The organism is Pseudomonas sp. GW821-FHT04C07 (genome assembly GCF_059420325.1).
Genome location: NZ_JBWKTM010000022.1, coordinates 20575 through 41646 on the forward strand (window position 1 = coordinate 20575; position 21072 = coordinate 41646).

The 21072-nt window shown below is 58.7% G+C and carries 21 protein-coding genes and 3 pseudogenes; 11 read left to right on the forward strand and 13 right to left on the reverse strand.

The features are described from left to right. Positions 1-83: 83 nt before the first annotated feature. A pseudogene (locus AC07UI_RS28005) lies at positions 84-188 on the forward strand (GNAT family N-acetyltransferase); the annotation flags it as partial. Positions 189-207: 19 nt separating this feature from the next. Here AC07UI_RS28005 and AC07UI_RS28010 read toward each other — a convergent pair. Next, positions 208-972, reverse strand: a complete 765-nt coding sequence (locus AC07UI_RS28010; RefSeq protein ID WP_494995548.1) for a tetratricopeptide repeat protein — start codon at positions 970-972, stop codon at positions 208-210. Positions 973-1041: 69 nt separating this feature from the next. Between AC07UI_RS28010 and AC07UI_RS28015 the strand changes: the two are divergent. Then, positions 1042-1196 (forward strand): annotated as a pseudogene (locus tag AC07UI_RS28015) (integrase); the annotation flags it as partial. Here AC07UI_RS28015 and AC07UI_RS28020 read toward each other — a convergent pair. Continuing rightward, positions 1189-1773 carry an eCIS core domain-containing protein gene (locus tag AC07UI_RS28020; RefSeq protein ID WP_494995549.1) on the reverse strand — a complete coding sequence of 195 codons (585 nt, stop codon included), beginning with the start codon at positions 1771-1773 and terminating at the stop codon, positions 1189-1191. The pseudogene AC07UI_RS28015 and the gene AC07UI_RS28020 overlap by 8 nt on opposite strands. A 360-nt stretch (positions 1774-2133) precedes the next feature. Here AC07UI_RS28020 and AC07UI_RS28025 point away from each other — a divergent pair, with 360 nt between their 5' ends. After that, the gene (locus tag AC07UI_RS28025) at positions 2134-2451 is read left to right on the forward strand and encodes a hypothetical protein (RefSeq protein ID WP_494995550.1); all 318 of its coding nucleotides are present in this window, start codon (positions 2134-2136) and stop codon (positions 2449-2451) included. 51 nt (positions 2452-2502) lie between these two features. Here the strand turns inward: AC07UI_RS28025 and AC07UI_RS28030 are convergent, their stop codons facing one another. Then, entirely contained in the window at positions 2503-2901 is a 399-nt protein-coding gene (locus AC07UI_RS28030) for a DUF3224 domain-containing protein (protein ID WP_494995551.1), read from the reverse strand. 178 nt (positions 2902-3079) lie between these two features. Here AC07UI_RS28030 and AC07UI_RS28035 point away from each other — a divergent pair, with 178 nt between their 5' ends. Then, positions 3080-3928 (forward strand): DUF6597 domain-containing transcriptional factor, encoded by an 849-nt coding sequence (locus AC07UI_RS28035; RefSeq protein ID WP_494995552.1) that lies wholly within the window; start codon positions 3080-3082, stop codon positions 3926-3928. A 23-nt stretch (positions 3929-3951) separates the two neighbouring features. On the opposite strand, the pseudogene AC07UI_RS28040 reads toward AC07UI_RS28035, so the two are convergent. Both AC07UI_RS28040 and AC07UI_RS28045 read right to left on the reverse strand, forming a co-directional pair. Further along, a pseudogene (locus tag AC07UI_RS28040) lies at positions 3952-4059 on the reverse strand (IS5/IS1182 family transposase); the annotation flags it as partial. A gap of 535 nt (positions 4060-4594) precedes the next feature. Next, positions 4595-5182, reverse strand: coding sequence for a TetR/AcrR family transcriptional regulator (locus tag AC07UI_RS28045; RefSeq protein WP_494995553.1), 588 nt, complete (start codon positions 5180-5182; stop codon positions 4595-4597). A 149-nt stretch (positions 5183-5331) separates the two neighbouring features. Here AC07UI_RS28045 and AC07UI_RS28050 point away from each other — a divergent pair, with 149 nt between their 5' ends. The 5 genes from AC07UI_RS28050 (at position 5332) to AC07UI_RS28070 (ending at position 9469) form a co-directional block, all read left to right on the forward strand. Continuing rightward, positions 5332-6432 carry an alkene reductase gene (locus AC07UI_RS28050; protein ID WP_494995554.1) on the forward strand — a complete coding sequence of 367 codons (1101 nt, stop codon included), beginning with the start codon at positions 5332-5334 and terminating at the stop codon, positions 6430-6432. 54 nt (positions 6433-6486) lie between these two features. Continuing rightward, positions 6487-7275 (forward strand): SDR family NAD(P)-dependent oxidoreductase, encoded by a 789-nt coding sequence (locus AC07UI_RS28055; protein WP_494995555.1) that lies wholly within the window; start codon positions 6487-6489, stop codon positions 7273-7275. Between the two features lie 84 nt (positions 7276-7359). Then, positions 7360-8229, forward strand: a complete 870-nt coding sequence (locus tag AC07UI_RS28060; protein ID WP_494995556.1) for an alpha/beta fold hydrolase — start codon at positions 7360-7362, stop codon at positions 8227-8229. A gap of 68 nt (positions 8230-8297) precedes the next feature. Then, positions 8298-9296: an NADP-dependent oxidoreductase gene (locus tag AC07UI_RS28065; protein ID WP_494995557.1), complete on the forward strand. Its 999-nt coding sequence runs from the start codon at positions 8298-8300 to the stop codon at positions 9294-9296. After that, positions 9293-9469, forward strand: a complete 177-nt coding sequence (locus tag AC07UI_RS28070; protein WP_494995558.1) for a hypothetical protein — start codon at positions 9293-9295, stop codon at positions 9467-9469. Before AC07UI_RS28065 ends, AC07UI_RS28070 begins: the two co-directional genes overlap by 4 nt. 556 nt (positions 9470-10025) lie before the next feature. Here the strand turns inward: AC07UI_RS28070 and AC07UI_RS28075 are convergent. Then, positions 10026-10592, reverse strand: coding sequence for a TetR/AcrR family transcriptional regulator (locus AC07UI_RS28075; RefSeq protein ID WP_494995559.1), 567 nt, complete (start codon positions 10590-10592; stop codon positions 10026-10028). A gap of 96 nt (positions 10593-10688) precedes the next feature. Here AC07UI_RS28075 and AC07UI_RS28080 point away from each other — a divergent pair, with 96 nt between their 5' ends. Further along, on the forward strand, positions 10689-11333 hold the full coding sequence (locus tag AC07UI_RS28080) for a glutathione S-transferase (RefSeq protein ID WP_494995560.1): 645 nt from the start codon (positions 10689-10691) through the stop codon (positions 11331-11333). A gap of 422 nt (positions 11334-11755) precedes the next feature. Here the strand turns inward: AC07UI_RS28080 and AC07UI_RS28085 are convergent, their stop codons facing one another. The 4 genes from AC07UI_RS28085 to AC07UI_RS28100 form a co-directional block, all read right to left on the reverse strand. After that, entirely contained in the window at positions 11756-13351 is a 1596-nt protein-coding gene (locus AC07UI_RS28085; RefSeq protein WP_494995561.1) for a DHA2 family efflux MFS transporter permease subunit, read from the reverse strand. Then, the gene (locus AC07UI_RS28090; RefSeq protein ID WP_494995562.1) at positions 13348-14445 is read right to left on the reverse strand and encodes an HlyD family secretion protein; all 1098 of its coding nucleotides are present in this window, start codon (positions 14443-14445) and stop codon (positions 13348-13350) included. The genes AC07UI_RS28085 and AC07UI_RS28090 overlap by 4 nt, the downstream gene beginning before the upstream one ends. Positions 14446-14542: 97 nt before the next feature. Beyond that, positions 14543-14956, reverse strand: a complete 414-nt coding sequence (locus tag AC07UI_RS28095; RefSeq protein WP_494995563.1) for a cupin domain-containing protein — start codon at positions 14954-14956, stop codon at positions 14543-14545. 82 nt (positions 14957-15038) lie between these two features. Beyond that, positions 15039-15800 carry an SDR family oxidoreductase gene (locus AC07UI_RS28100; RefSeq protein ID WP_494995564.1) on the reverse strand — a complete coding sequence of 254 codons (762 nt, stop codon included), beginning with the start codon at positions 15798-15800 and terminating at the stop codon, positions 15039-15041. 259 nt (positions 15801-16059) lie between these two features. Here AC07UI_RS28100 and AC07UI_RS28105 point away from each other — a divergent pair, with 259 nt between their 5' ends. Next, the gene (locus AC07UI_RS28105) at positions 16060-17655 is read left to right on the forward strand and encodes a winged helix-turn-helix domain-containing protein (RefSeq protein WP_494995565.1); all 1596 of its coding nucleotides are present in this window, start codon (positions 16060-16062) and stop codon (positions 17653-17655) included. A 200-nt stretch (positions 17656-17855) separates the two neighbouring features. Here AC07UI_RS28105 and AC07UI_RS28110 read toward each other — a convergent pair whose 3' ends face one another. From AC07UI_RS28110 to AC07UI_RS28120, 3 genes are all read right to left on the reverse strand, one after another. Beyond that, positions 17856-18779, reverse strand: coding sequence for a LysR family transcriptional regulator (locus AC07UI_RS28110; RefSeq protein ID WP_494995566.1), 924 nt, complete (start codon positions 18777-18779; stop codon positions 17856-17858). Positions 18780-18859: 80 nt separating this feature from the next. Further along, positions 18860-19834, reverse strand: coding sequence for a quinone oxidoreductase family protein (locus AC07UI_RS28115; protein WP_494995567.1), 975 nt, complete (start codon positions 19832-19834; stop codon positions 18860-18862). A 279-nt stretch (positions 19835-20113) separates the two neighbouring features. Beyond that, a complete protein-coding gene (locus AC07UI_RS28120; protein WP_494995568.1) occupies positions 20114-20767 on the reverse strand; it encodes a peroxiredoxin in 654 nt (217 codons plus the stop codon). Positions 20768-21072: the final 305 nt, after the last annotated feature.

The window sequence follows — 21072 nt, forward strand, 5'->3', positions numbered from 1 at the left end:
CACTTCCTGACCCGAAGGCTTGCCGGGACAGGTGCAGAAATGAGCTTGAACGTGCTAGCACGTGGCGAGATAAATCCGCCGACAGCACAAGAGCCTCGAACTTCTATCTGAAGCAGGGGTTTGCTTTCCTGGATGAATGGGAACCATTAGAAAGTCATCCGCATATCACGGTTCAGACAATGCTTTGAATCGCAAGCCGCCCTTAACTCAACCGTGCACCAAGTAGGCCCCTAACGGAACCCGATATCGCAGCTTCTTGCAGCTGCCGGGTGTGGGCTGATGCCCCGGCGGGCGATCAGGAAACCAGATTCGGCATTTACCCGGAGGCGGCAAATGGCCGCGGGGAATCTCAACCTCGTCGTACGCAGGCTCTGGCTCGACGGAAGTCATTTGCAATTGTCCTTCGGGCCGCGGTCTGCCAGCCGTCGATGAATCCGATACCCAATCAGCCTTTGCGTGAGCGAAGTTGCCAGCGTCGCGCCCAGCATCCAGAGTGGATTGTTCAGCAACGGCCATTTCTGCTTCGCGGCGCCTTTGGGTCTCCTCTTCCAGCCTCTTCTGTACTGCGACCAGGTCCTCTTTGGCATTGGGAGGGGTACTCGAAGCCTGGGCCTGCTGAGCTGCCTGGATCAATTGGAAGTTGCGGTTGCGTAACGCGACGTTGCGACCACCCCGCATGTTCGAGCGCACCGCCAACGTTTCAGCCTGCTGGTACTGACCCTGCTGAAGACGCAATACGCCGAGGTAATGCAGTGTCGCGGGATTGTTCGGCTGGATATGCAGGGCACGCTCCAGCGTGGCAGCGGCTTGGTCCAACTGGCCGTCTCCATACTGCCGCGAGGCCGTTTCGATCAGGGTGGTTGATGCGCTGTTACTTTGCGAGGGCGCTCTTCGCTCGGCAGCAACCGAACAAAGCGACGCGACGGCGCAGAACACCAGGATGAGACCCGGCAGAAAACTCTTGGTTGGCATCAGGGGCGGACTCGACTGATCTCGGACGGCACTGCCGTAAAACAGCTCCCAACTGACCCGACTAGTACCCTGAAGTTCCCGCTGCATCGGCCTTGGAACAAGGGAAAGCTAGTCGGGCAAAAAGTCCGCTCCGAGTCAGAGATATCCGGACCATCCGTGTAAGGCTCAAGCTTGCGGATAAGACACGGGATTTGGCCCTCTTCAACTTGGCAATCTTCAGTGAGTCCCTGCCCGCACCGACCGTCTGACCTCAGCCTGTATGGCATAAGCCGGCGCCTCCACAGCATTGAAGTCTTGTGTATACCGCTGGGCAAATCCTTCTACCCCCCACTCCTGATACTGCTGCACATGCTTCAGTTCGTGAGCCCAGAGCGCGATGTCCTGTTCTGCGGTTTGAGCGTCCCGGAAGAGGATGATGTCGATGAGCGTCACGGCACCGACATCGGGGTTTTGCAGCATGGCAGTGGCGGCGCTGAGTTGACCGTTGTCGCTAACTTTGTAGCGCGCGGCATCAAGGACGCTGGGGTCGTACCAGCGCAGCAACTGCTCCCGGATGTGCGGCGGAATGGGCTGGATGCCGGCGTTGGCTGCTTCAGCACGGGCTTGGGTCAGCCACAGAGCCAGGGCAGGTGCCGCGATCTGGTAGATGCCATCAGGCATCTGCCCCAGATCTGGCAGGCAGATGCAGCCGTCCAGGCACACTTGTTTCTCACTAGCTGGGCAGCCGTTGGTCTGGGCTGGCACTTCAAGAGTCAGGCAAAGAACAAACAGCGCCATCAGGCGCGTGATGATGGGCGGCATTGGGCGCTCCAGGGACGGACGCAGCGCGAACAGTGGGTCACTATTGATCGACGACCCGCATAACTTTAGCGTATCCCTATCGGTCTCTTTTCGATGGCTGCTTCGGGTCCAGTTCGAATAACGTCCAGCCACAGACTCCCCAGTTTTTCAATCCACACTGCGCGCTGCATCCCAGATGTCTCATGCACCCAGGCTGGCACGCCATGCTTCGATTTGGGACCGCCATTGTTCAAAGGGAGGACCCAGAGTATGACGAGGGTCACCACTCAGTGAGTACGCCATACCTTCGATCAGCCATTTTGGTTGGGTGGCGACTGCCAGATTTACGAGCGATTCCGCCTGTCGATAATGGATCAGTTCGTGAGCCAGATAAAACGCTTTCCAGCCGCGAGGGGCGACGATCAAACCAACATCACCAACGGCGGCTGCCGCGTGCTGTCCAAGTCCAAAGGATTCAGCACAAGAGTCAGTCGTGCAAAACACGACGCGAGGGACGTTTCGAAATGGCCCGACGGCAGTGGCTGCCGTCGCATATCCCGCAGCGTACAGTTGTCGGGCGTCGCCCAATTGCGCAACGCTGTCTGTGCTGATATTCGGAAGAGGGCAAGTTACTTCCAGAACGAGCAAGGGGGCAACGACTCGGAGCGGCTTCACGAAAGCCAGCACCGCGGCTGGTAACGTCAATACGGTGGCCGATATCAGGATTATGCGTTTGCGCCTCATCACTATTCAGCGCGTTGGCATGAGTTGATAGTTGAACAGATAGTAATGCTGCCCATCACGGATATCTATTTCCATCGTGCCGCTGAGTCCCTCCAACTCGCCGGTACCCGAGTCAGGTATGACCTGAATGGTCAGTGTTCGCTGGCCTCTGTCCATCGTTCCAAAATGCATCAACACAAAGCTGCCTGGCCTTCCCGCCAGATTACCCTCAACCCGCTCCATCGCCACATAGCCGGCAGATCCCGGGATTGTCGAGAGGGAGGCAAGCATCTCTCCCAAACTATTGGCCACCAAGTCTCCCTGAAACGTTTTGTGTATGGCCTTTCTGCTCAGTTGAGCGGCCTCGGTACCGGGCGCAACGGAGTGGACGGGTAGTTGGACGTCGAATGTTCCCTTGGCTTGCATGCTGTCATCTCCATTAAAAATCCAGGTAATGCCGTACGGTCTAAACCAGACGCAGATGTTGTCGACGCTAATCCCTTGACTGTTTACAGTCCGACTATGCCGAGATCGGCGGCTTATTTGACCGGTCCACACAGTCGGACCTATTCCTGATTTGCATTGGAGCAGATGGCGACCGAAGATGATTGGAAAAACACGACCAACCTCTACTGTTATCCTGCAGCCCGCACGAGGCGTCCTTAATCAGCGATTGAAGGGCCCGCAGTTCACTCACATTCGCGAGGCCCCCTCAGTCCAGTTGGCGGCATGGGTTGAACATTATTGGCATGTCAGCTGGAATCTCAGTGATCAGCCTGCACAGCAACAGGAAACCCTGCCTCACCCCAATGTGCATCTCGTTGTGGAAAGGGGTCAGGTCCATGTGTGGGGACCCCGTCGTTCCCGCTTCAGCAAGACGCTGTCTGGCAACAGCTGGGCATTTGGAATCAAGTTTCGTCCCGCTGCATTCCAGCCATTTCTGGGCGGACCTGTCAGCCGGTTGGCCAACCGATCGATCCCGGCCTCTGAAATTTTTGGGGCGGTGGTCGACAGGTTGGCCGAGCACGCCGAATGTCCGGGGATGGCGAGCCTGTGCGAGCAATCAGAAGCGTTGCTGTGTTCCTTCTTGCCGCAACCCGATGAGCGTGTACAACTGCTCAACGAGCTCATTGCCCAAATCGCGTCAGACAACAGGCTGACAACAGTGGCCCAACTCAGTGAGTTGTCCAGTGTTAGCGAGCGGCAGTTACAACGCCTCTTTGCCCATTACGTTGGCGTCAGTCCGAAGTGGGTGATTGCCCGATACCGGTTACATGAAGCACTGACCCTGCTGCAGAGCGGCGAAGCCAGGCCGGGGACGGATCTCGCGCTCAAGCTGGGTTATTTTGATCAGGCACACTTCATCAGGGACTTCACTCGGATGGTCGGTCTGGCACCCGCAAAATATGTCCAGGCGCAAACGGCTCTGTCGCAGGAGTCTGATGCGGGATGAGTCTCCCCTTCCCCCAAGCGGACTTACCTCACTCGTACCGTCATCGGAACTCCAAGTGCAGTGATACGATTCAGGATCACTGCCTGCACCTGCACCTCTGCAACCTGATGATCAAAGCCCCGTGCCATTACCTTAGCGGACATGCGCTTCAAAAAACTCAAGCACCCTTTCGTTAAGCTGCTTGTGAACGGCAACGCGGTAATCCCTTGGCATCAACGCAGAGCAGCGGTGCATCCTGCTTCAACGGTGCAGGGTGTCCAGATAATCGCCTTCAAGGCCGGACCGCTGGTATCGGATGAAATTTGAGCGATCTTTATTCCGGCTGCCTGCGTCATCGCCGCAGACAAGCAGAGCGATACAGCCAAGGCGAGTTTTCCCAGGTAGTTCATAAGCAAACATTTTGTTTTCCCTCCTTGGATCGCAGTTTGCCAAGGACCAGGCAAACCTATCCCACATCCGAACCAACCCCACCAAATGGACGATACCAAAACCGACACAGACTGCCGAACTGATCACGATGAACCAATTGCTTCGTCCAGTGCCGACCAACACAAAGGGGCCCGCCAAAGCATCGACCGGTTGAATCCACAACCCAAAGTTGACTTTCGGGTCCGAGCATCAAAGTCGAAGTGCTACCGAAAACCATGCTTTGAATGAGTCGCCCCTCTACACCGCTTCCACTTCATCGACCGGCAACGAAGCAAATATTTCAGCGCGGCACACCTCAAGGATCTCATCCGCCAGCGCGGAATCATCCGGGCAGGCACGCGACAAAATAATCGCACCGACAGCACGAGACAGCAGGTCGATCATTTTCTTTCTCCCCTCACCCGGAGCGGCATCCGGCCTGGTCGGATATTTGTCCCCTAGTGTTTGCAGGGTGTGCTCGATCCCTTCGGCAAACGTCGCTTTCAAATCATCCGATTGACGCGCCGCGTCGCCACACAACGCGGCCATGGTGCAACCGCTGCCACGTCTGTCCCGATGCTCTCTCGTCAAATAGACGTCAATGAAGCCCGGAACATCGAGCGATTCAGCACCTGCCAGCGATTTGGCAAGGCTGCTGGCCGAGGCTTCGGCCATCAGGTCGGCCTTCGAACCGAAATGCTTGTAGAAACCTCCGTGGGTGAAACCGGCAGCCGCCATGAGATCCGACACACCGACGCCGTCGAAGCCGCGCTCACGGAACAGCTCAGAGGCCGTTTCAACGATGTGCTCCCGATTGGCCTGCGCCTGGGCCTTGGTCACTCTCACGTGCAATACCTCATGTCCACTGGGAAATCATGCGCCCAATGATACATAGATGTTGGTCATAATCAAAATCGTTGACAGTTTAGATTTCGATCATCATCCTAATTGCACGCACAACCGATCTCCATCAACGGGCACGGAAGAAATACCAAATGACCGACCAGAATCTGTTCACCCCTTACACGCTTGGCGCCCTCACGCTGTCAAACCGTGTCGTCCTCGCGCCACTGACACGCAACCGCGCAGGCGAAGGCTTTGTGCCAAGCGAGTTCGCGGCCACCTATTACAGCCAACGCGCAAGCGCAGGCTTGCTGATCAGCGAAGCCACGCAGATTTCCCAACAGGGTCAGGGCTATCAGGACACCCCCGGAATCTACACGCAGGCGCAGATAGACGGCTGGCGCAAAGTGACCGATGCCGTCCACGCCAAGGGCGGAAAAATCTTCCTGCAACTTTGGCATGTCGGCCGTGTGTCGCACGTTGATCTGCAAGAAAACGGCGCCGCTCCCGTGGCCCCCTCTGCGTTGCGCGCCGCCACCAAAGTGTTCGTCAACAACCGCTTTGAAGATGTCTCCGAGCCGCGCGCACTGGATATCAGCGAACTGCCGGGGATCGTCTCCGATTTCCGCCAGGCCGCGGCAAACGCCGTCGCCGCCGGGTTCGATGGCGTGGAGATTCACGGCGCGAACGGCTATTTGCTGGATCAATTCCTCAAGGACAGCGCCAACTTGCGTACCGATGCTTACGGCGGCTCGATTGAAAATCGTGCACGTCTGTTGCTCGAAGCGACGGCGGCCGTCGTCAATGAGATCGGCGCGGATCGCACCGGTGTGCGCTTGTCGCCGGTGTCGCCGGCCAATGGCGTTTCCAGCAGTGATCCGCAGGCGCAATTCGATTACGTCGTCGATCAACTCGACGCCCTCGGCGTGGTTTATCTGCACGTGGTCGAAGGCGCGACCGGCGGCCTGCGTGACGTGGCGCCATTCGATTTCGGCGCCCTGCGCCAGCGCTTCAAACATACCTACATCGCCAACAACGGCTATGACCTGGACCTGGCGATTTCGCGGCTCGCCGAAGACCAGGCCGATCTGATTGCGTTCGGTCGCCCGTTCATTGGCAACCCGGATCTGGTGGAGCGCCTCAAGAGCGGCGCGCCGTTGTCCGCATTCAATCCCGCCACCCTCTATGGCGGCGGCTCGGCAGGCTACATCGACTACCCGACGTTGGCTGAATTGAGCGCCACCGCAAGCTGAGCAATCAATGACCGCGCTTTCTGTTTTCACACATCCTGAAAGAGAGATGACCCCATGAGCACTCGCCCTACCGTTCTCATCACTGGCGCCTCCACTGGCATCGGCGCCGTCTACGCCGAACGCTTCGCGCAACGCGGCCACGATCTCGTATTGGTTGCCCGAGACCAGGCACGCCTGGACGCACTTGCAGCCCGGTTGCGCAGCGAATACAACGTCGCCATCGATGTCATTCCGGCGGACTTGACCCAACTCAGCGATCTGACGACCGTTGAGTCCCGCCTGCGCGACGACGCCCGTATCGGCATCCTCGTCAATAACGCCGGCGCGGCTCTGTCCGGCAACTTCATCGACCAAAGCACCGACAGCGTTGCGCAACTGGTCGCCCTCAACACCACGGCGCTGGTGCGGCTCGCCAGCGCCATCGCCCCACGCCTGGCCAAAGCAGGCGACGGTGCGATCATCAACATCGGTTCGGTGGTGGGTCTGGCGCCGGAGTTCGGCATGTCGGTCTACGGTGCGACCAAGGCGTTTGTGCTGTTCCTTTCCCAAGGCCTGAGCCTGGAACTTTCGCCTCAGGGCGTCTACGTGCAGGCCGTGCTGCCGGCCGCCACTCGCACGGAGATCTGGGATCGCTCCGGCGTCGACATCAACACCTTGAACGAAATCATGGAAGTGGACGATCTGGTGGATGCCGCACTGGTCGGTTTTGATCGTCGCGAACCGGTAACGATCCCGCCGCTGCAAGAAGCTGAACGCTGGGATGACCTGCAAATCGCACGTCAGGGCCTGCTGGGGCAAATCCGCCAGTCTGCGGTTGCCCAGCGCTACCAAACCCAACAGTGATCTTTTGGTAGCGAGCATTCGCGCCGGATTCGATGCAGGCGCGCTAGACGCTGCATCGAATCCGGCCCGCTGTTCGGAGTAGAAATGAATCCAACGAAGACAAATACCCCCTCGGGTTCGCAGACGTCGTTCATCAACGCTGCAAACCAGTCGATCACGGTCAACGGCATTCCCTTCGCCTATCGCGACATCGGCCCCACGATCGACGTGCCCCTCGTACTGTTCAACCATTGGGGCGCGGTGCTGGACAACTTCGACCCCGGAATCATCGATGGCCTGGCACAAACACGGCGCGTCATTGCCACCGACTATCGCGGCATCGGCGGCTCCGGTGGAGCCGCGCCACTGACGGTCGGCGAAATGGCTGACGATGCCATCCAACTGATACGTGCGCTGGGTTTCGAGACAGTCGACGTGCTCGGTTTTTCACTCGGCGGCTTCGTCGCTCAGGACATCGCCCTGAAGGCGCCCGAATTGGTGCGCCGATTGATTCTCACCGGAACCGGGCCGGCCGGTGGCACCGGTATCGACAAGGTCGGCTCGGTGACGTGGCCATTGATGATCAAAGGCTTGCTGACCTTGCGAGATCCCAAGTTCTACCTGTTCTTTACTTCGACGCCCAATGGCCGTCGAACCGCATCGCAGTATTTGCAACGCTTGAAAGAACGCAAAAAAAATCGCGACAAAAGCCCAACGCCCAGCGCTTTCCTACGGCAGTTGAAAGCCATCACCGCGTGGGGCAAACAGGCGCCACAAGACCTCGGGCGCTTGCAGATGCCGACGCTGATCGTCAACGGCGACAACGACATCATGGTGCCCAGCGTTAACTCGATTGCGCTTGCCAACTGCATTCCCAACGCACAACTGGTCATTTATGAAGATGCCGGGCACGGCGGCATTTTCCAGCACTACGTTGACTTTGTGACCAAGGTACTGGCGTTCCTTGATGCCTGATAACGCGGCGCAGCAACACCGCAAACGCTCCGCCCACCCTTATTCCAACCGACAAGAGCCGCACAACGATGAAGGCATTTTTAATTGATCGCTATGGCAAGAACACCGGGCGCATTGGCGAAGCGCCCGCCCCCGCGGTGGACGCCCACGACGTCTTGATTGAGGTACACGCCAGCAGCGTCAACGTGCTGGATTCGAAGATCCGCAAAGGCGAATTCAAACTGATCCTGCCCTATTCATTTCCGCTGGTACTGGGCAATGACCTGGCGGGCGTCGTGGTTGAGGTTGGCTCGCAAGTGAAACGCTTCAAACCGGGAGATGAAGTCTACGCTCGCCCGCCCGAAGCGCGGATCGGGACGTTCGCTCAATTGATCGCCGTGAACGAAAACGCGATCGCCCTGAAACCTGCCAATACCAACATGGCACAAGCCGCGTCCATCCCCTTGGTCGCACTGACCGCCTGGCAAGTGCTGGTCGAAACCGCCCAACTGAAAAAGGGCCAGAAAGTGCTGATCCACGCCGGCTCCGGCGGTGTCGGCACCCTCGCCATCCAACTTGCCAAACACCTCGGCGCCTTTGTCGCGACCACCACCAGCACCGCGAATGTCGAATGGGTGAAGGCGCTGGGGGCCGACCTGGTGATCGACTACACACAGCAGAACTTCGAAAGTGTCTTGCACGACTACGACGTGGTGTTGAACAGTCTCGGCGCGGACATACTGGAGAAGTCACTCAAGGTCCTCAAGCCCGGAGGCCAACTCATTTCCATATCAGGGCCACCCACTGCGCAGTTTGCGCAGGAGCAAGGGTTGTCCTGGCCATTGAAGCAAGTCATACGCCTGCTGAGCCTCGGTATTCGGCGCAAGGCACGCAAGCAGAACGTCAGCTACGCGTTCGTGTTCATGCGGGCCAATGGCGCCCAACTGCAACAAATCACCGCGCTCATTGAGGCCGGAATCATCAAACCTGTGGTTGACCGCTCCTTCACCTTTGAATCTACGGCAGAGGCATTGAAGTACGTCGAGCAGGGACGAGCCAAAGGCAAGGTTGTTGTTACGATCAAATGACTACGCCGCCTATCGATGAGTCGACCGCAGAGGTGGCGCAACGTTTGCCACTTCAGCAGTCATCATCCGGGGTGACTTCGCCAGAGTTGCAGAAACAGGAAGAGCTGCAACCGGACGTTATGTCTGTTGAACCGCCAGTGATCGTTTGGCGCAGTTTGATGCTTGAGCAGTAGGACGAAACGGGTTGCATGGATGGGGGTGCGAGCATGGCAAGCTCCAACTACCGCAAACGCCAACGCGCTATCTGAGAGTGGCAGTATCGGGTGACTGCCTCTGGCCGATTGCTGTCCGTCGCGATGGGCCGCAACCGACCCATTATAGATAGTCCGTCCCGCCTTCACCGATACTGGTAACGGTGAAGGCGGGACGGACTATCTATATTGGGTCGATTCTGTTGAAAAAGTCGGCTTCGGTTGTCACGGCAGAAAAGTGCGCGTCTGAGATTGAAATCCGAGTTTTGGGCAGAAGGTTCAGGACTCAGATTTGACATAGCAGCGTGCGAAAAAGGCGCTTTCACCGCTCAATGCATGGCTAGCCAGGCCGAGTCGACTTTTTCAACACAATCGGTCGATTGCTGCCTGTCGAGAAGGGCTGCATCCGAGCCATAGCTGCCGGTGGCGACAGGCAGAAATCGACCCATAGGAGGCAGTCAGAACGCAATCTGGAGCGCTACGCGTCATTGTTGCGTCTGACTAGGCGATGTTGGTGACCACTTGTGGTATGCGAATATCAGGGAGTCAACCCGGCCGCTCGATAGGATTCGATCATTTGGTCGTACACCGAAATGTCGTTGCGCCCTCGGGACACCAGTTGTGCACCTTGAATGGCGGCAAATATCGACATTGCTTGCCGTTCAAAAGCTTCTAACTGAGCGTCCGGGTGTTTAAGCGCCAGGACCTTGGTCAACCATCGGACATTCGCGTCCGTGAACCCGTTTACTTCGTCCCGCACTTCGGCCGGGAGATCGTGTTGCTCGGCCGCCATGATTCCGCACAAGCACATCCGGTTGTCGTTTTCCAGGGCGGAACGGAAGGCGGCCGTGTAGTCCTTCATAATCGACGCTGGGTCCTGTGATTCCACCAGCAACTGATCCAAGTACGCAGTGGTGTCTTCGGTATAACGTCGAGCCAGCGCAGCACCCAAATCACCCTTGGTGGGAAAGTGGTAGTGGATGCTGGCGCTTTTAATCCCCACTTCTTTCGCCAATTCGCGAAAACTCAATGCGTTGTAGCCGCGTGCCTGCACGACCCTGCGGGCTGCTTGCAGGATGGTTTGCTTAGTATCCGTTGTCGTCATGGTGTATTTGCCTACCTACTGATAGATATCTATTGACCTAAGCCATTGATGGCTGCATTGTCTACCTTCCGATAGATAGATGGCAATGGAGTTAACGTGAAGATCTACGACATCCCCGGTTTTCCTAGCCCGTTACGCATTCGGGTGGTCATAGCAGAGAAGGCATTGGCGTCCAAAATCGAGTTCATCAAGATCGATTTGCCGTCAGCCGAACACAAACAGAGCGCTTTTTTGGCGATCAACCCTACAGGCACCGTTCCAGTTCTGGAGCTGGATGACGGTACCTATCTGTCCGAATGCACTGCCATTACCGAATATCTCGACAATCTTGATGGCAATCCCACACTCACAGGCACCACGCCGAAAGAGAAAGGGATAATTCATATGATGCAGAAACGCGCCGACGACCAGTTAATTGACGCCATCGGTATTTATTTTCACCACGCAACCGACGGGCTTGGGCCTCAACTCAAACCCTATAAAAGTCCTGAATGGGGCGATCGAATCGTATGGGGCGAGATGCACCGTGAGAAAGCCATCAACGGCATGAAGTATTTCGACCAAGTCTTGAAATCGCAGCAGTACGTGGCTGGCGATCAATTCTCGATGGCGGATATCACCGTTTGGGCGGGCTTGATCTTCGCGGGTTTCGCTCAGATAGCGATCCCAGATGAATGCACTGCGCTCGTGGCATGGAACGCAAAAATAGTTGAGCGGCCAAGCGTGAAAAACCCAGCCTGATCCTGCTGACGTCTGTATTGCGCCCCGGCAGTTAATCGGTACGGGGCGCTCATGTTTTGACGTCCCGCTTGCAACGTTGGTAAGCCTCCAAGTGACCGCTTCTGACCAATTGCTGCATGTCGCGACTGATCGAAATCGACCGATTGTGTTGAAAAAGTCAACCCGGCCTGGCTACCCATGTATTAAGCGGTGAAAACGCGTTTTCAGCGCGCTGCTACGTAAAAACTGAGTCCTGAACCTTCTGCGCAAAACTCGGATTTCGATCTCAGACGCGTACTTATCTGTCGCAGAAACTGAAGCCGACTTTTTCAACACAATCGACCAAAAGCACGCATTCACATAAAAGATGCCATTGAGCGCGCCTGCCTAATCCCAACTCGCCGAAACCTTGATCCAACGCCCGACGGTTGATGTGGGCTGTCTCACGCGACTGTAAGCGCAGCTCGCGCTTTCGCGTATCGCACCAGGCCGATCTTGATGCCGATCAGTATGGGCGCGGCGACGACAAACAGCAGGGCCACGGCGTAGAACGCGGTGTCGAAGGCAATCACTGTGGCCTGACCTGACACGACCTTGCCCAAAAGGCTCGTCGCTGCCCTGCCAGCGGCCGCTTGATCCATCCCCTTCCCCACCAACATCGCCGTGGTGGTCGTCAGCCGTTCGATGAGCGCGTTTCCCCCTGGGGTGACGTTGGCGCCGAGGGCCGCGACATTGATGACAATGTGATGGTCGATCAGGGTCTGGAGCCCGGCGACACCCATTAAGCCACCCAATTGACGCCCCGTATTGAACAGGCCGATGCCGCAGGCGAGGTTGCGGTTGTTGAGGTCGCTGAAGGCGATCAGCGTAATTGACAGAAACAGGAAGCCAAGGCCCAGGCCGCGCAACAGGATAGCCGCCATCATGTCGCCGGTGCCGCTGTCGCTGGTGGAACCGGACAGCATCCACATCGCCCCCATGATAAGCAGGATGCCAAAGGGCACTGTCGCAACCGGTGGAACGCGGCGCACTTTGATAAAAAAGGCAGCGATGAGCAGCGAGCCGACAAACAAACCGCCACTGGGCAGCAGGAGCAAACCGGCATCGGTCGGGGTGAACGCCAGCACCGACAGGGCGAATGCCGGAATCAAAAATGCGCTGCCGAACAAGGCGGCGCCAGCGACAAAGCTGACGATAAAGGCAAAGGTAAAATCACTCGATTTGAACACCGTAAAATCGAATAGCCCCGGGCCTTTGGCCAACGCTTGTTGGCCGAAAAATGCCAGCAGCGCGGCGGTGCCGATCATTGTCAGCATCAGGATCCGAGGTTCCTCGAACCAGTCCCATCGGCTGCCCTGGCTGAACACGTAGGTGAAACAGAACAGGGTGGCCGAGATCAAGGAGAAGCCGAGCCAGTCAAAGGGACGCTGCCGGACCCTGGCGGGCATGCGGTGGTCTGCGATGAACAAAAGGCCGGTCGCCGCCAGGGCCAGCGGTACCACGCTGAAGAAAATCCAGGTCCAGGACTGACTGTCGATCAACCACCCTTGAAGGGCCGGGGCAATAGTCGCTGGCGCGACCACCGAGCCCATGGCAAACAGGGCTTGAAGGATCGGCTGAAAGGCACGCGGCCAGGCACGAAAAATCATCGCCTGGCCCGCCACCAGCAGGGTGCCGCCGGCGAAGCCTTGAATGATGCGAAGTGCGATCAGCAGGTCCAGTCGAGCGATGATGGCGGCCATGCAGCACGCCAGGCCCATGGCCAGGGTTGAACCGATGATCAGGTTACGCGCAGAAAAACGCTGCATCAGCCATGGGGCCATGATGAACCCGATCAGCTTGAGCGTGGTGTAGCCGACATCCAGCCAGGCGAATTCATCAGGTGTTGCATAGGTGTCGCCGATGATATCGCCGCGCCCGATCGAAAGAACGGTGCCGGTGATCGCTTCCGTCAGTGTGGCCAGCACGATGCCCACGATGAGCAGGACGCCAGTCATAGCCTTGGCGCTGCTCGGCGTTGCGCTGGCAAAGGTGTTCATGAGCCGCCCCCTTGCGTCACCTCCACCCGCGCGGACAGACCTGGCACGATGCGCCCCGGCAGCGGATTGTCGGCCAGCCGGATCTTGACCGGAACCCGCTGCACGACACGGACAAAGTTCCCGGTTGCGTTGTCAGGCGGCAGCAAGCTGAACGCCGCCCCACTCCCCGGTGCAAAGCTGTCGACCACGCCTTCAAGCACCGTGTTGGGGTAGCCATCGACCGTGATGCGCACGTGCTGTCCGGGGCGGATATGTTCGAGCTGGGTTTCCTTGAAATTGGCCACGACCCACACATCATTGACCGGCACGATATCGAGTAAGGAAACGCCCGGCGTAACGAGCCGGCCGATACGAACCTGGCGGTTACCGACGACGCCACCCACAGGCGCGCGTACCACGGTGTAGTCGAGATCGATTTGGGCGAGATCGCGCGCAGCCTGTGCTTGCGACACGGCCGCCACGGCAGCCTCTCGCTCGGCCACATAGACGGCGATGTGTTGCTGTTGCGCCTCGACCGTTGCCGAAGCGGCCGATACCGACGCCTCGGCTCTGGAACGCGCCGTGCCGGTTTCATCGACCAAGGCTTGGCTCACCGCGTTGCTGACGATCAGTTTGCGACTGCGATCGTGGGTCTTGGTTGCCAGATCCATGTCGGCGGTGGCTGAACGTCTTTGGGCTTCGGCCTGCCGAATCAACGCACGCTGAAGCTGGGTCTGCGCATCGACATGGGTCAGGCGAGCCTTTGCAGCGCTGACATTAGCCTCTGCTTGCGCAAGCTTTGCGCGATAGTCCCGGTCATCGATACGAAACAGGACGTCACCCGCCCGGACGGTCTGGTTGTCCACGACCTCTACCGCAGTGACATAGCCGGCCACCTTTGCGGCGAGTGAGGTCACGTCACCGCGAACATAAGCGTTATCGGTCGAGGTTGTGCCGCTCGAAACAGCCATGGTCCCCCAGGAGGCCACGACCACCACCGCGCCGACGCACAGTAATATGCCGATTGTCTTGCGCGTGCTTCGCCGCGCCACTACGACGGGGGGCCCGGCGATTGCCCCGGTGGCAATGGTGGCCTTGTCCTGGAGCGAGTTCATTTTTTCATTTCCTGTTCAATGCCATGCACTACAGCAGCCCCAGGGCGGCAGTGGCCTGCCGCCCGGCTGTCGAACGTCGATGAGCGCGCTTATCGGCTCACTGCCTGGCAGGTGTGACGAGCACCTTTTCGTCGGTGTCGAGGACGAACACGGCCATGAGGCGTGCGGGTTTCGTGTCGCTGGCGTTCGCGCTGACTTGATGATGGGAGCCAGGCTCCTCAACGAAGTTTTCGCCGACGTTGTAGACCTTTTCCGGCCCGCCGTTGACGCGGCTGCGGACCGAGCCCTCCAGGACCGTTGCATAGATGAAGGCCGATTCAGGATGGGTGTGGGACGGTGACGAAGCGCCCGGCGCGTACTCGACGAGCACGCCTTTCATGCTCTTGCCGGGGATATTGGGAATGGGGTGGTCGAATACGACCGTCACGTTGACGCCGGGCCGCTCGTCGGCCGACGCTGCGGTGATCGACAATGCTGCGAAAGCAGCGGCTAAGAGAAATCGGCTAACCATGGCAATAATCCTTCGTGTGCAGGCGTAATGACGGCGCGCCTCATTACCGGCGCGGCGTCTTCCTGAGTTGTCCCTGGAAGCCTCAGCGGCCCGCTTCGGCCGTTGACTGGCTGAGCCAGTCTTCGAAACGGATCGCGCCCAGGCGCGGGTTCTTGCCGGGGGTCAGCGATTGATCGTCAAGCACGGCGCCGTAGTAGCGTGCGTGTACGTCCGGTACGACCTGGCGAGTATCCTGGGTGGCCCGCAGAAAGCGCCTGATCAACTCGTCGAGCGGCATGGCCTCGGGCCCCGCGACTTCGACCGTGCCGTTGACCGGCGCTGCAAGCACCACATCGGTAAGTGCCGCCACCACGTCGTCGGACGCCATCGGCTGGATCAGCGCCGGCGAAACGCAAAGCTCTTCGCCGACGGTAAACGAATGGGCAATGCCGCCGACAAATTCGAAGAACTGCGTGGCACGCAAAATAGAGTAAGGAATGCCGGATGCCTTGATAAGGCTTTCCTGCGCGACCTTGGCACGGAAATAGCCGTTCTCGGGAAGCCGTTCGCTCCCGACAATCGACAGGGCAACGTGATGGCGAACCCCGGCCGCCGCTTCGGCGGCCAGCAGGTTACGGCTCGACGTTTCGAAAAACTCGAGGACAGCCTGGTCCTCCCACGACGGCGCGTTCGCCACGTCGACGACGATGTCAGCACCATCCATCGCTTGGGCCAGGCCCTCGCGGGTGATGCTGTTTACGCCCGTGCTGGGGCTAGCAGCGAGCACGTCATGGCCGCGCTCGCGGAGGTTCTTCACAAGTTTCGATCCGATGAGGCCGGTGCCTCCGATGACGACGATCTTCATGGGCTTTCTCCACGTATCGACTGCAACCATTGCGTCGGTGTAAGGAGAGATTGCCTGCGCGCGTGAGCGTAGTCCTTGTGCCTGCTGTGGATTTCCCTCCACGAACGCTTGGTTTTACGTCCAAAGACGCCGCTGTCCGCCGCCGTCTCTGCCACGGACGGTGCGGCGGGTTTAGCGCTGCCGTATCATCAAATCAAATACTAATCGCCAGTCGCCTGGGACATGGAGTTGCGGGCGCTTCGTCAGGGGGAACCTCACTTTGCCATTCGTGTTTGAAGACTACGTGCTCGATGAGGAGCGCCGGGAACTCACCTTGCGCGGGCAAACCGTGGCCGTCGGACCGCAGGTTTTCGATCTATTGCTGCTGTTCGTCAACAACCCCGATCGTGTCGTCAGCAAAGACGACCTGCTCAAGGCGGTGTGGAGTGGCCGGATCGTCTCGGAATCGACGATCACCAGTCACATCAATGCGGTGCGCAAGGCCATCGGCGATACCGGCGAGGAACAGCGTCTGGTACGCACCGTCGCCCGCAAGGGCTACCGCTTCGTCGGCCAGATCAAGGCCGGCGGGATCGGCGAAGCGCAACAGCCTGACCAGCCTGCCATCGACGAACGCGCGTCCACAGACCCGAAGGCAATGCCCTCCTCGCTCGTCCTCCCGGACAAACCCTCGATTACCGTCTTGCCCTTCCAGAATTTGAGCGGCGATCCGGAGCAGGAATATTTCGCTGACGGCATCGTGGAAGACATCATCGCTGCCCTGTCGCGTATCCGCTGGCTGTTCGTCATCGCGCGCAATTCGAGCTTCACCTACAAGGGCCGGACGGTGGACACCAAGGGCGTCAGCCAGGAGCTGGGCGTTCGCTACGTGCTGGAAGGCAGCGTGCGCAAGTGCGGGAACAAAGTACGCATCACCGGGCAGCTCATCGACGCGACGAGCGGAACGCATATCTGGGCGGAGCGCTTCGAAGGCACGCTCAACGACATCTTCGAGCTGCAGGATCAAATCGCCGAAAGCGTCGTCGGTGCCATCGCACCGCAACTCGAACGGGCAGAAATCGAACGTGCCAAACGCAAACCGACGGAAAGCCTGGACGCCTACGACTACTACCTGCGCGGAATGGCACAACTGCACAACGGCACCCGGGAAGCCCTCGACCAGGCGCTGCCGTTGTTCTACAAGGCCATCGAGCTCGATCCGGAATTTGCATCGGCCTATGGCATGGCAGCCTGGTGCCACTTCTGGCGCAAGCTGAATGGCTGGATGACCGATCGTATACAAGAGATCGCTGAGGGCGTACGGCTTGCGCGTTTGGCGGTGACGCTTGGCCGGGATGATGCAGTCGCGTTGACGCGAGGCGGACATGCATTAAGCCATCTCGCCGGCGATGTTGACGGCGGCATTGCATTGCTCGACAGGGCACGTCTGCTCAACCCCAACCTCGCCCCCGCCTGGTACTTGGGCGGTATCCTGCGCGCGCTGCGCGGTGAAACAGACGCCGCCATCGAGCAGCTTACCCATGCCACTCGCTTGAGTCCGCTGGATCCGGAAATGTTCAGGATGCAGGTCGGAATGGCGCTCGCGCATTTCTTCGCCGGGCGCTTCGATCTCACGACGGACTGGGCGGAAAAGGCGCTGGGCAACCTGCCCAGTTTCCTGGCCCCGGTGGCCTTGGTGGCGGCCAGTCATGCCCTCAGCGGACGAATGGATAAAGCGAGGTTGGCGATGCAGCGTCTTCGCGAGCTGGATCCCTCTTTGCGCATCTCAAACCTGAAAGACTGGCTGCCCATCCAACGGCACGAGGATTTCGCGCGCTTCGTCGATGGACTGCGGTTGGCCGGGTTGCCCGAGTGACCGTGGAACGGTTCCATGTACTCAAAATCATCGGGAATGTGCAGGCAGACGATACGTTTGTTCGCCAGTTCCGAACGCAATCGTGCGGTGAGTTTTTGCGGTGGATGGGCTCCATGACAGTGTTCATACGGAGTCACGTGCAGTGTGTCCATGGTCCGCTTCTGATCGTTTTCTGCCCCATGCTATGGGCATCCCCACTGTCAAAACGATTGCCAAGGTGCCCCCCTGGAAAACCTTTCCTCGATCCAGTGCTTGAACGCCGTCGTCGTTGCCGTGTTGTACCTGGCGGACGGGCGTACCAGATAGACGCCCGCGTCGGCATCCAGCTGCCACTGCGGAAGTACCCTGACGAGGTGACCGGAATCGATGTCTCTCTTCATGAGCCACTCGCCTCCAGCAAGAATGCCCAGCCCCAGGCAGGCGGCGGACAGCAATGCCTCATTGTCGTTGCTGACCATACCGCTACGCACCCTGACGGACTTCTGATGGTCATCGCGCGTCAGCTTCCACTCCGGGTATGAGTGCAGCCCGGTGAAGCCGAGACAATTGTGGGCATCGAGGTCTGCCGGAACTTTCGGCTCTCCATGGCGCTGCAGGTAGGCAGGCGCGGCACACAGAATACGACGGTGGTCGCACAGTTTCCTGGCAACCAGTCGACTATCTGAAAGCTCACCGATTCGGATCGCGGCATCGAAACCCTCCGCGACAATGTCCACGAATCGCTCCGAGTACTCGACCTCCAGCGAAACCTGGGGGTACGCCAGGGCGAACTCCGACACTATCGAGCTGAGCCATAGCCGCCCCATCGCCGCTGGCAAGGCAATCCGCAGTCGCCCTCTGACCTGCGCCGCGCCCTGAGCTGCATCATGCTCAGCTTCCGTAATCAAGCTCACTGCATGGCGAAGCCGCGTGACCAGGCGCTCCCCTTCGTCCGTGAAGCGCAGTTGCCTCGTGGTCCGTTCGACCAGGCGTATCCCGAGACGAAGCTCCAAGGCGCTGAGCCGCTTGGACAGCACCGAAGGGTGCCGTTGCAGCATCCTTCCCGCCGCGGCAAACGAGCCGTGGTCGGACAGAGCCAGGAGTGTGGCGAGTTCATCCGCCTGACGGCTATCGAACAGATCCATACAACTACAAACCTCGCGGACACATTCAGACAAAGGGCTCTGGCGAAGGCCCGGGGCATACGCCTGGTCCCGGCCTGCGCTCAGGGCGTGAGTATCATCGCGCCTTGCGACCGCCCATTCTCCAGATCGGCGTGCGCAGAGGCTACGTCGGCCAACGGGTAGCGACGCCAGATTCGTGGCTGGATGATACCGTCGGTTATCGCTTGCAACACATCCTTTGCGCGCTCTTGATACTCGTGCGCAGTGGCCGTGTGCGCGGCGAGGGACGGTCGGGTCAGGAAGAGAGAACCCTTGGCGTTCAGGGTGCTGACCTCGATGGCAGGCGTCGTTCCCGAGGCCATTCCGAAAGATACCAGCAGGCCACGCGGGCGAAGGCTATCCAGGGAAGCCTCGAAAGAAACCCGGCCGATAGGGTCATACACGACGTCGACCTTTTTCCCCTTGGTTACCTCGGCGACCTGATCGGCAAGCGTAGCTGCGTTGAACACCAGTACTTCATCACAACCGGCTGTCTTTGCGCGCTCGACACTTTCCTGCTTCGAGACCACACCGATCACGAAGGCGCCCAGATGTTTGGCCCACGGCACCATGATTTGCCCCAACGCGCCCGCAGCTCCATACAGCAGCACCCTGGAGCCGGGGCCAACGCGATAGGTTGTCTTGAGCAGATAGTGGGCGGTAATGCCTTTGAAGAGCACCGCTGCCGCTTCGTCGAAGCCCAGATCATCGGGAATCTTCACGAGTCGATTGGCCGGATAGAGGCGACCACTGGCGTAGGCGCCAATCGGGCCGGTGGCGTACGCGACCCTGTCTCCCACCGCCACCTCGGTGACGTCCGGCCCTATCGCCGTAACATGCCCGGCCCCTTCAAGACCGAGACCGGATGGCAGAGGAATACGAACAGTGCCGCAGCGCTGGCTCAGGTCCAGGGGGTTGATCCCAATGGCCGCCTGCTCCAGCCAGACTTCTCCGGCACCAGGTGATTGTGTACTTGTCTGTTCGAGCCGCAAGACCTGAGGCCCACCAATATTCTGAATCCTGACGCAGCTTACCATCTTGATCTCCTGGCGCATCCGTTGTGCTGAGGAGTGTAATTGGTCGAAAACAAAGCACTAGCCAGGAAGATTGCAGTTCATAAGTGCACTGAATGCAACAATAAAGCTAAAGGCGCAGGTGGGGCCTCTACGGTGGCTAACCTCAGAGGAATGCTGTCCACTCTCGATGATTCAGGTGGGTGAGCCCAGTCAACACTGCGATCGATGTCATCCGGCGTAGAGTCGCTCCCGGATACATAATCCATCTTCCAATCGTGACTGAGCCCTTGCTGGTTGTTGTTACCTCGGTTGCGCCACGACGCGCAAATAGGGTTTCAACGTCTTGAAGCCCTGCGGATATTTCTTCCTGGCCTCTTCATCGGATACCGAAGTGGGAATGATGACGTCCTCACCCGGGCGCCAGTTCACTGGGGTGGCGACTGTGTGCTTGGCGTTCAATTGCAGAGAATCGAGCAGGCGCAACACTTCATCGAAGTTGCGCCCGGCACTCATTGGGTAGATCAGCATCGCCTTGACCTTCTTGTCCGGGCCGACGATGAACACCGAACGCACCGTGGCGTTGTCCGCGGCGGTGCGTGAGCCGCCACTGGCATTCGGGTGAATCATGTCGTAGAGCTTCGCCACCACCAGGTTTGCGTCGCCGATCATGGGATAGTTGACCGCATGGCCCTGGGTCTCTTCGATGTCACCGACCCAGGCCCGGTGGTCACTGACCGGGTCGACACTGAGCCCGACTATCTTGGTGTTGCGTTTATCGAATTCCGGCTTAAGTCCGGCCATATAACCGAGCTCAGTGGTACACACAGGGGTGAAGTCCTTCGGATGCGAGAACAGGATGGCCCACTTGTCGCCAATCCACTCGTGGAAGTGCAGCGGACCTTCGGTGCTTTCGGCAGTGAAATCCGGTGCTTCGTCGCCAATACGGATTGCCATGTTCGATCTCCTTACAGTGACTGGTAGGGAAGTTGTCAGAACTCCGACTGCAGTTCCAACGGCATTCGGTGTCTGCGTTGAACCTGTCAACGCGAGTCAGTATAGGAGACGTACCAAGACAAGGCGCAAACCAGGGTATTTACTCTGTAAGTGCTTGAATTAGTGTGTCTTACGGTGTCATCAGCATTAAGCTGGTGACTCAGTCGATAGACCGGCCTCAATCCTCTTTTCGCGGACTCATCCAGCAATAGCGTACGTGGCGCCGCCCAGGTGGTGCATCTGTCTTTCGGTGCCCCACAATGCGG

Excerpts from the sequence above, each read along its gene's own strand:
- AC07UI_RS28010 (WP_494995548.1), bottom strand. The coding sequence starts at position 972 with ATGCCAACCAAGAGTTTTCTGCCGGGTCTCATCCTGGTGTTCTGCGCC.
- AC07UI_RS28020 (WP_494995549.1), bottom strand. The coding sequence starts at position 1,773 with ATGCCGCCCATCATCACGCGCCTGATGGCGCTGTTTGTTCTTTGCCTG.
- AC07UI_RS28030 (WP_494995551.1), bottom strand. The coding sequence starts at position 2,901 with ATGCAAGCCAAGGGAACATTCGACGTCCAACTACCCGTCCACTCCGTT.
- AC07UI_RS28035 (WP_494995552.1), top strand. The coding sequence starts at position 3,080 with ATGATTGGAAAAACACGACCAACCTCTACTGTTATCCTGCAGCCCGCA.
- AC07UI_RS28050 (WP_494995554.1), top strand. The coding sequence starts at position 5,332 with ATGACCGACCAGAATCTGTTCACCCCTTACACGCTTGGCGCCCTCACG.
- AC07UI_RS28055 (WP_494995555.1), top strand. The coding sequence starts at position 6,487 with ATGAGCACTCGCCCTACCGTTCTCATCACTGGCGCCTCCACTGGCATC.
- AC07UI_RS28060 (WP_494995556.1), top strand. The coding sequence starts at position 7,360 with ATGAATCCAACGAAGACAAATACCCCCTCGGGTTCGCAGACGTCGTTC.
- AC07UI_RS28065 (WP_494995557.1), top strand. The coding sequence starts at position 8,298 with ATGAAGGCATTTTTAATTGATCGCTATGGCAAGAACACCGGGCGCATT.
- AC07UI_RS28070 (WP_494995558.1), top strand. The coding sequence starts at position 9,293 with ATGACTACGCCGCCTATCGATGAGTCGACCGCAGAGGTGGCGCAACGT.
- AC07UI_RS28075 (WP_494995559.1), bottom strand. The coding sequence starts at position 10,592 with ATGACGACAACGGATACTAAGCAAACCATCCTGCAAGCAGCCCGCAGG.
- AC07UI_RS28085 (WP_494995561.1), bottom strand. The coding sequence starts at position 13,351 with ATGAACACCTTTGCCAGCGCAACGCCGAGCAGCGCCAAGGCTATGACT.
- AC07UI_RS28090 (WP_494995562.1), bottom strand. The coding sequence starts at position 14,445 with ATGAACTCGCTCCAGGACAAGGCCACCATTGCCACCGGGGCAATCGCC.
- AC07UI_RS28095 (WP_494995563.1), bottom strand. The coding sequence starts at position 14,956 with ATGGTTAGCCGATTTCTCTTAGCCGCTGCTTTCGCAGCATTGTCGATC.
- AC07UI_RS28100 (WP_494995564.1), bottom strand. The coding sequence starts at position 15,800 with ATGAAGATCGTCGTCATCGGAGGCACCGGCCTCATCGGATCGAAACTT.
- AC07UI_RS28110 (WP_494995566.1), bottom strand. The coding sequence starts at position 18,779 with ATGGATCTGTTCGATAGCCGTCAGGCGGATGAACTCGCCACACTCCTG.
- AC07UI_RS28115 (WP_494995567.1), bottom strand. The coding sequence starts at position 19,834 with ATGGTAAGCTGCGTCAGGATTCAGAATATTGGTGGGCCTCAGGTCTTG.
- AC07UI_RS28120 (WP_494995568.1), bottom strand. The coding sequence starts at position 20,767 with ATGGCAATCCGTATTGGCGACGAAGCACCGGATTTCACTGCCGAAAGC.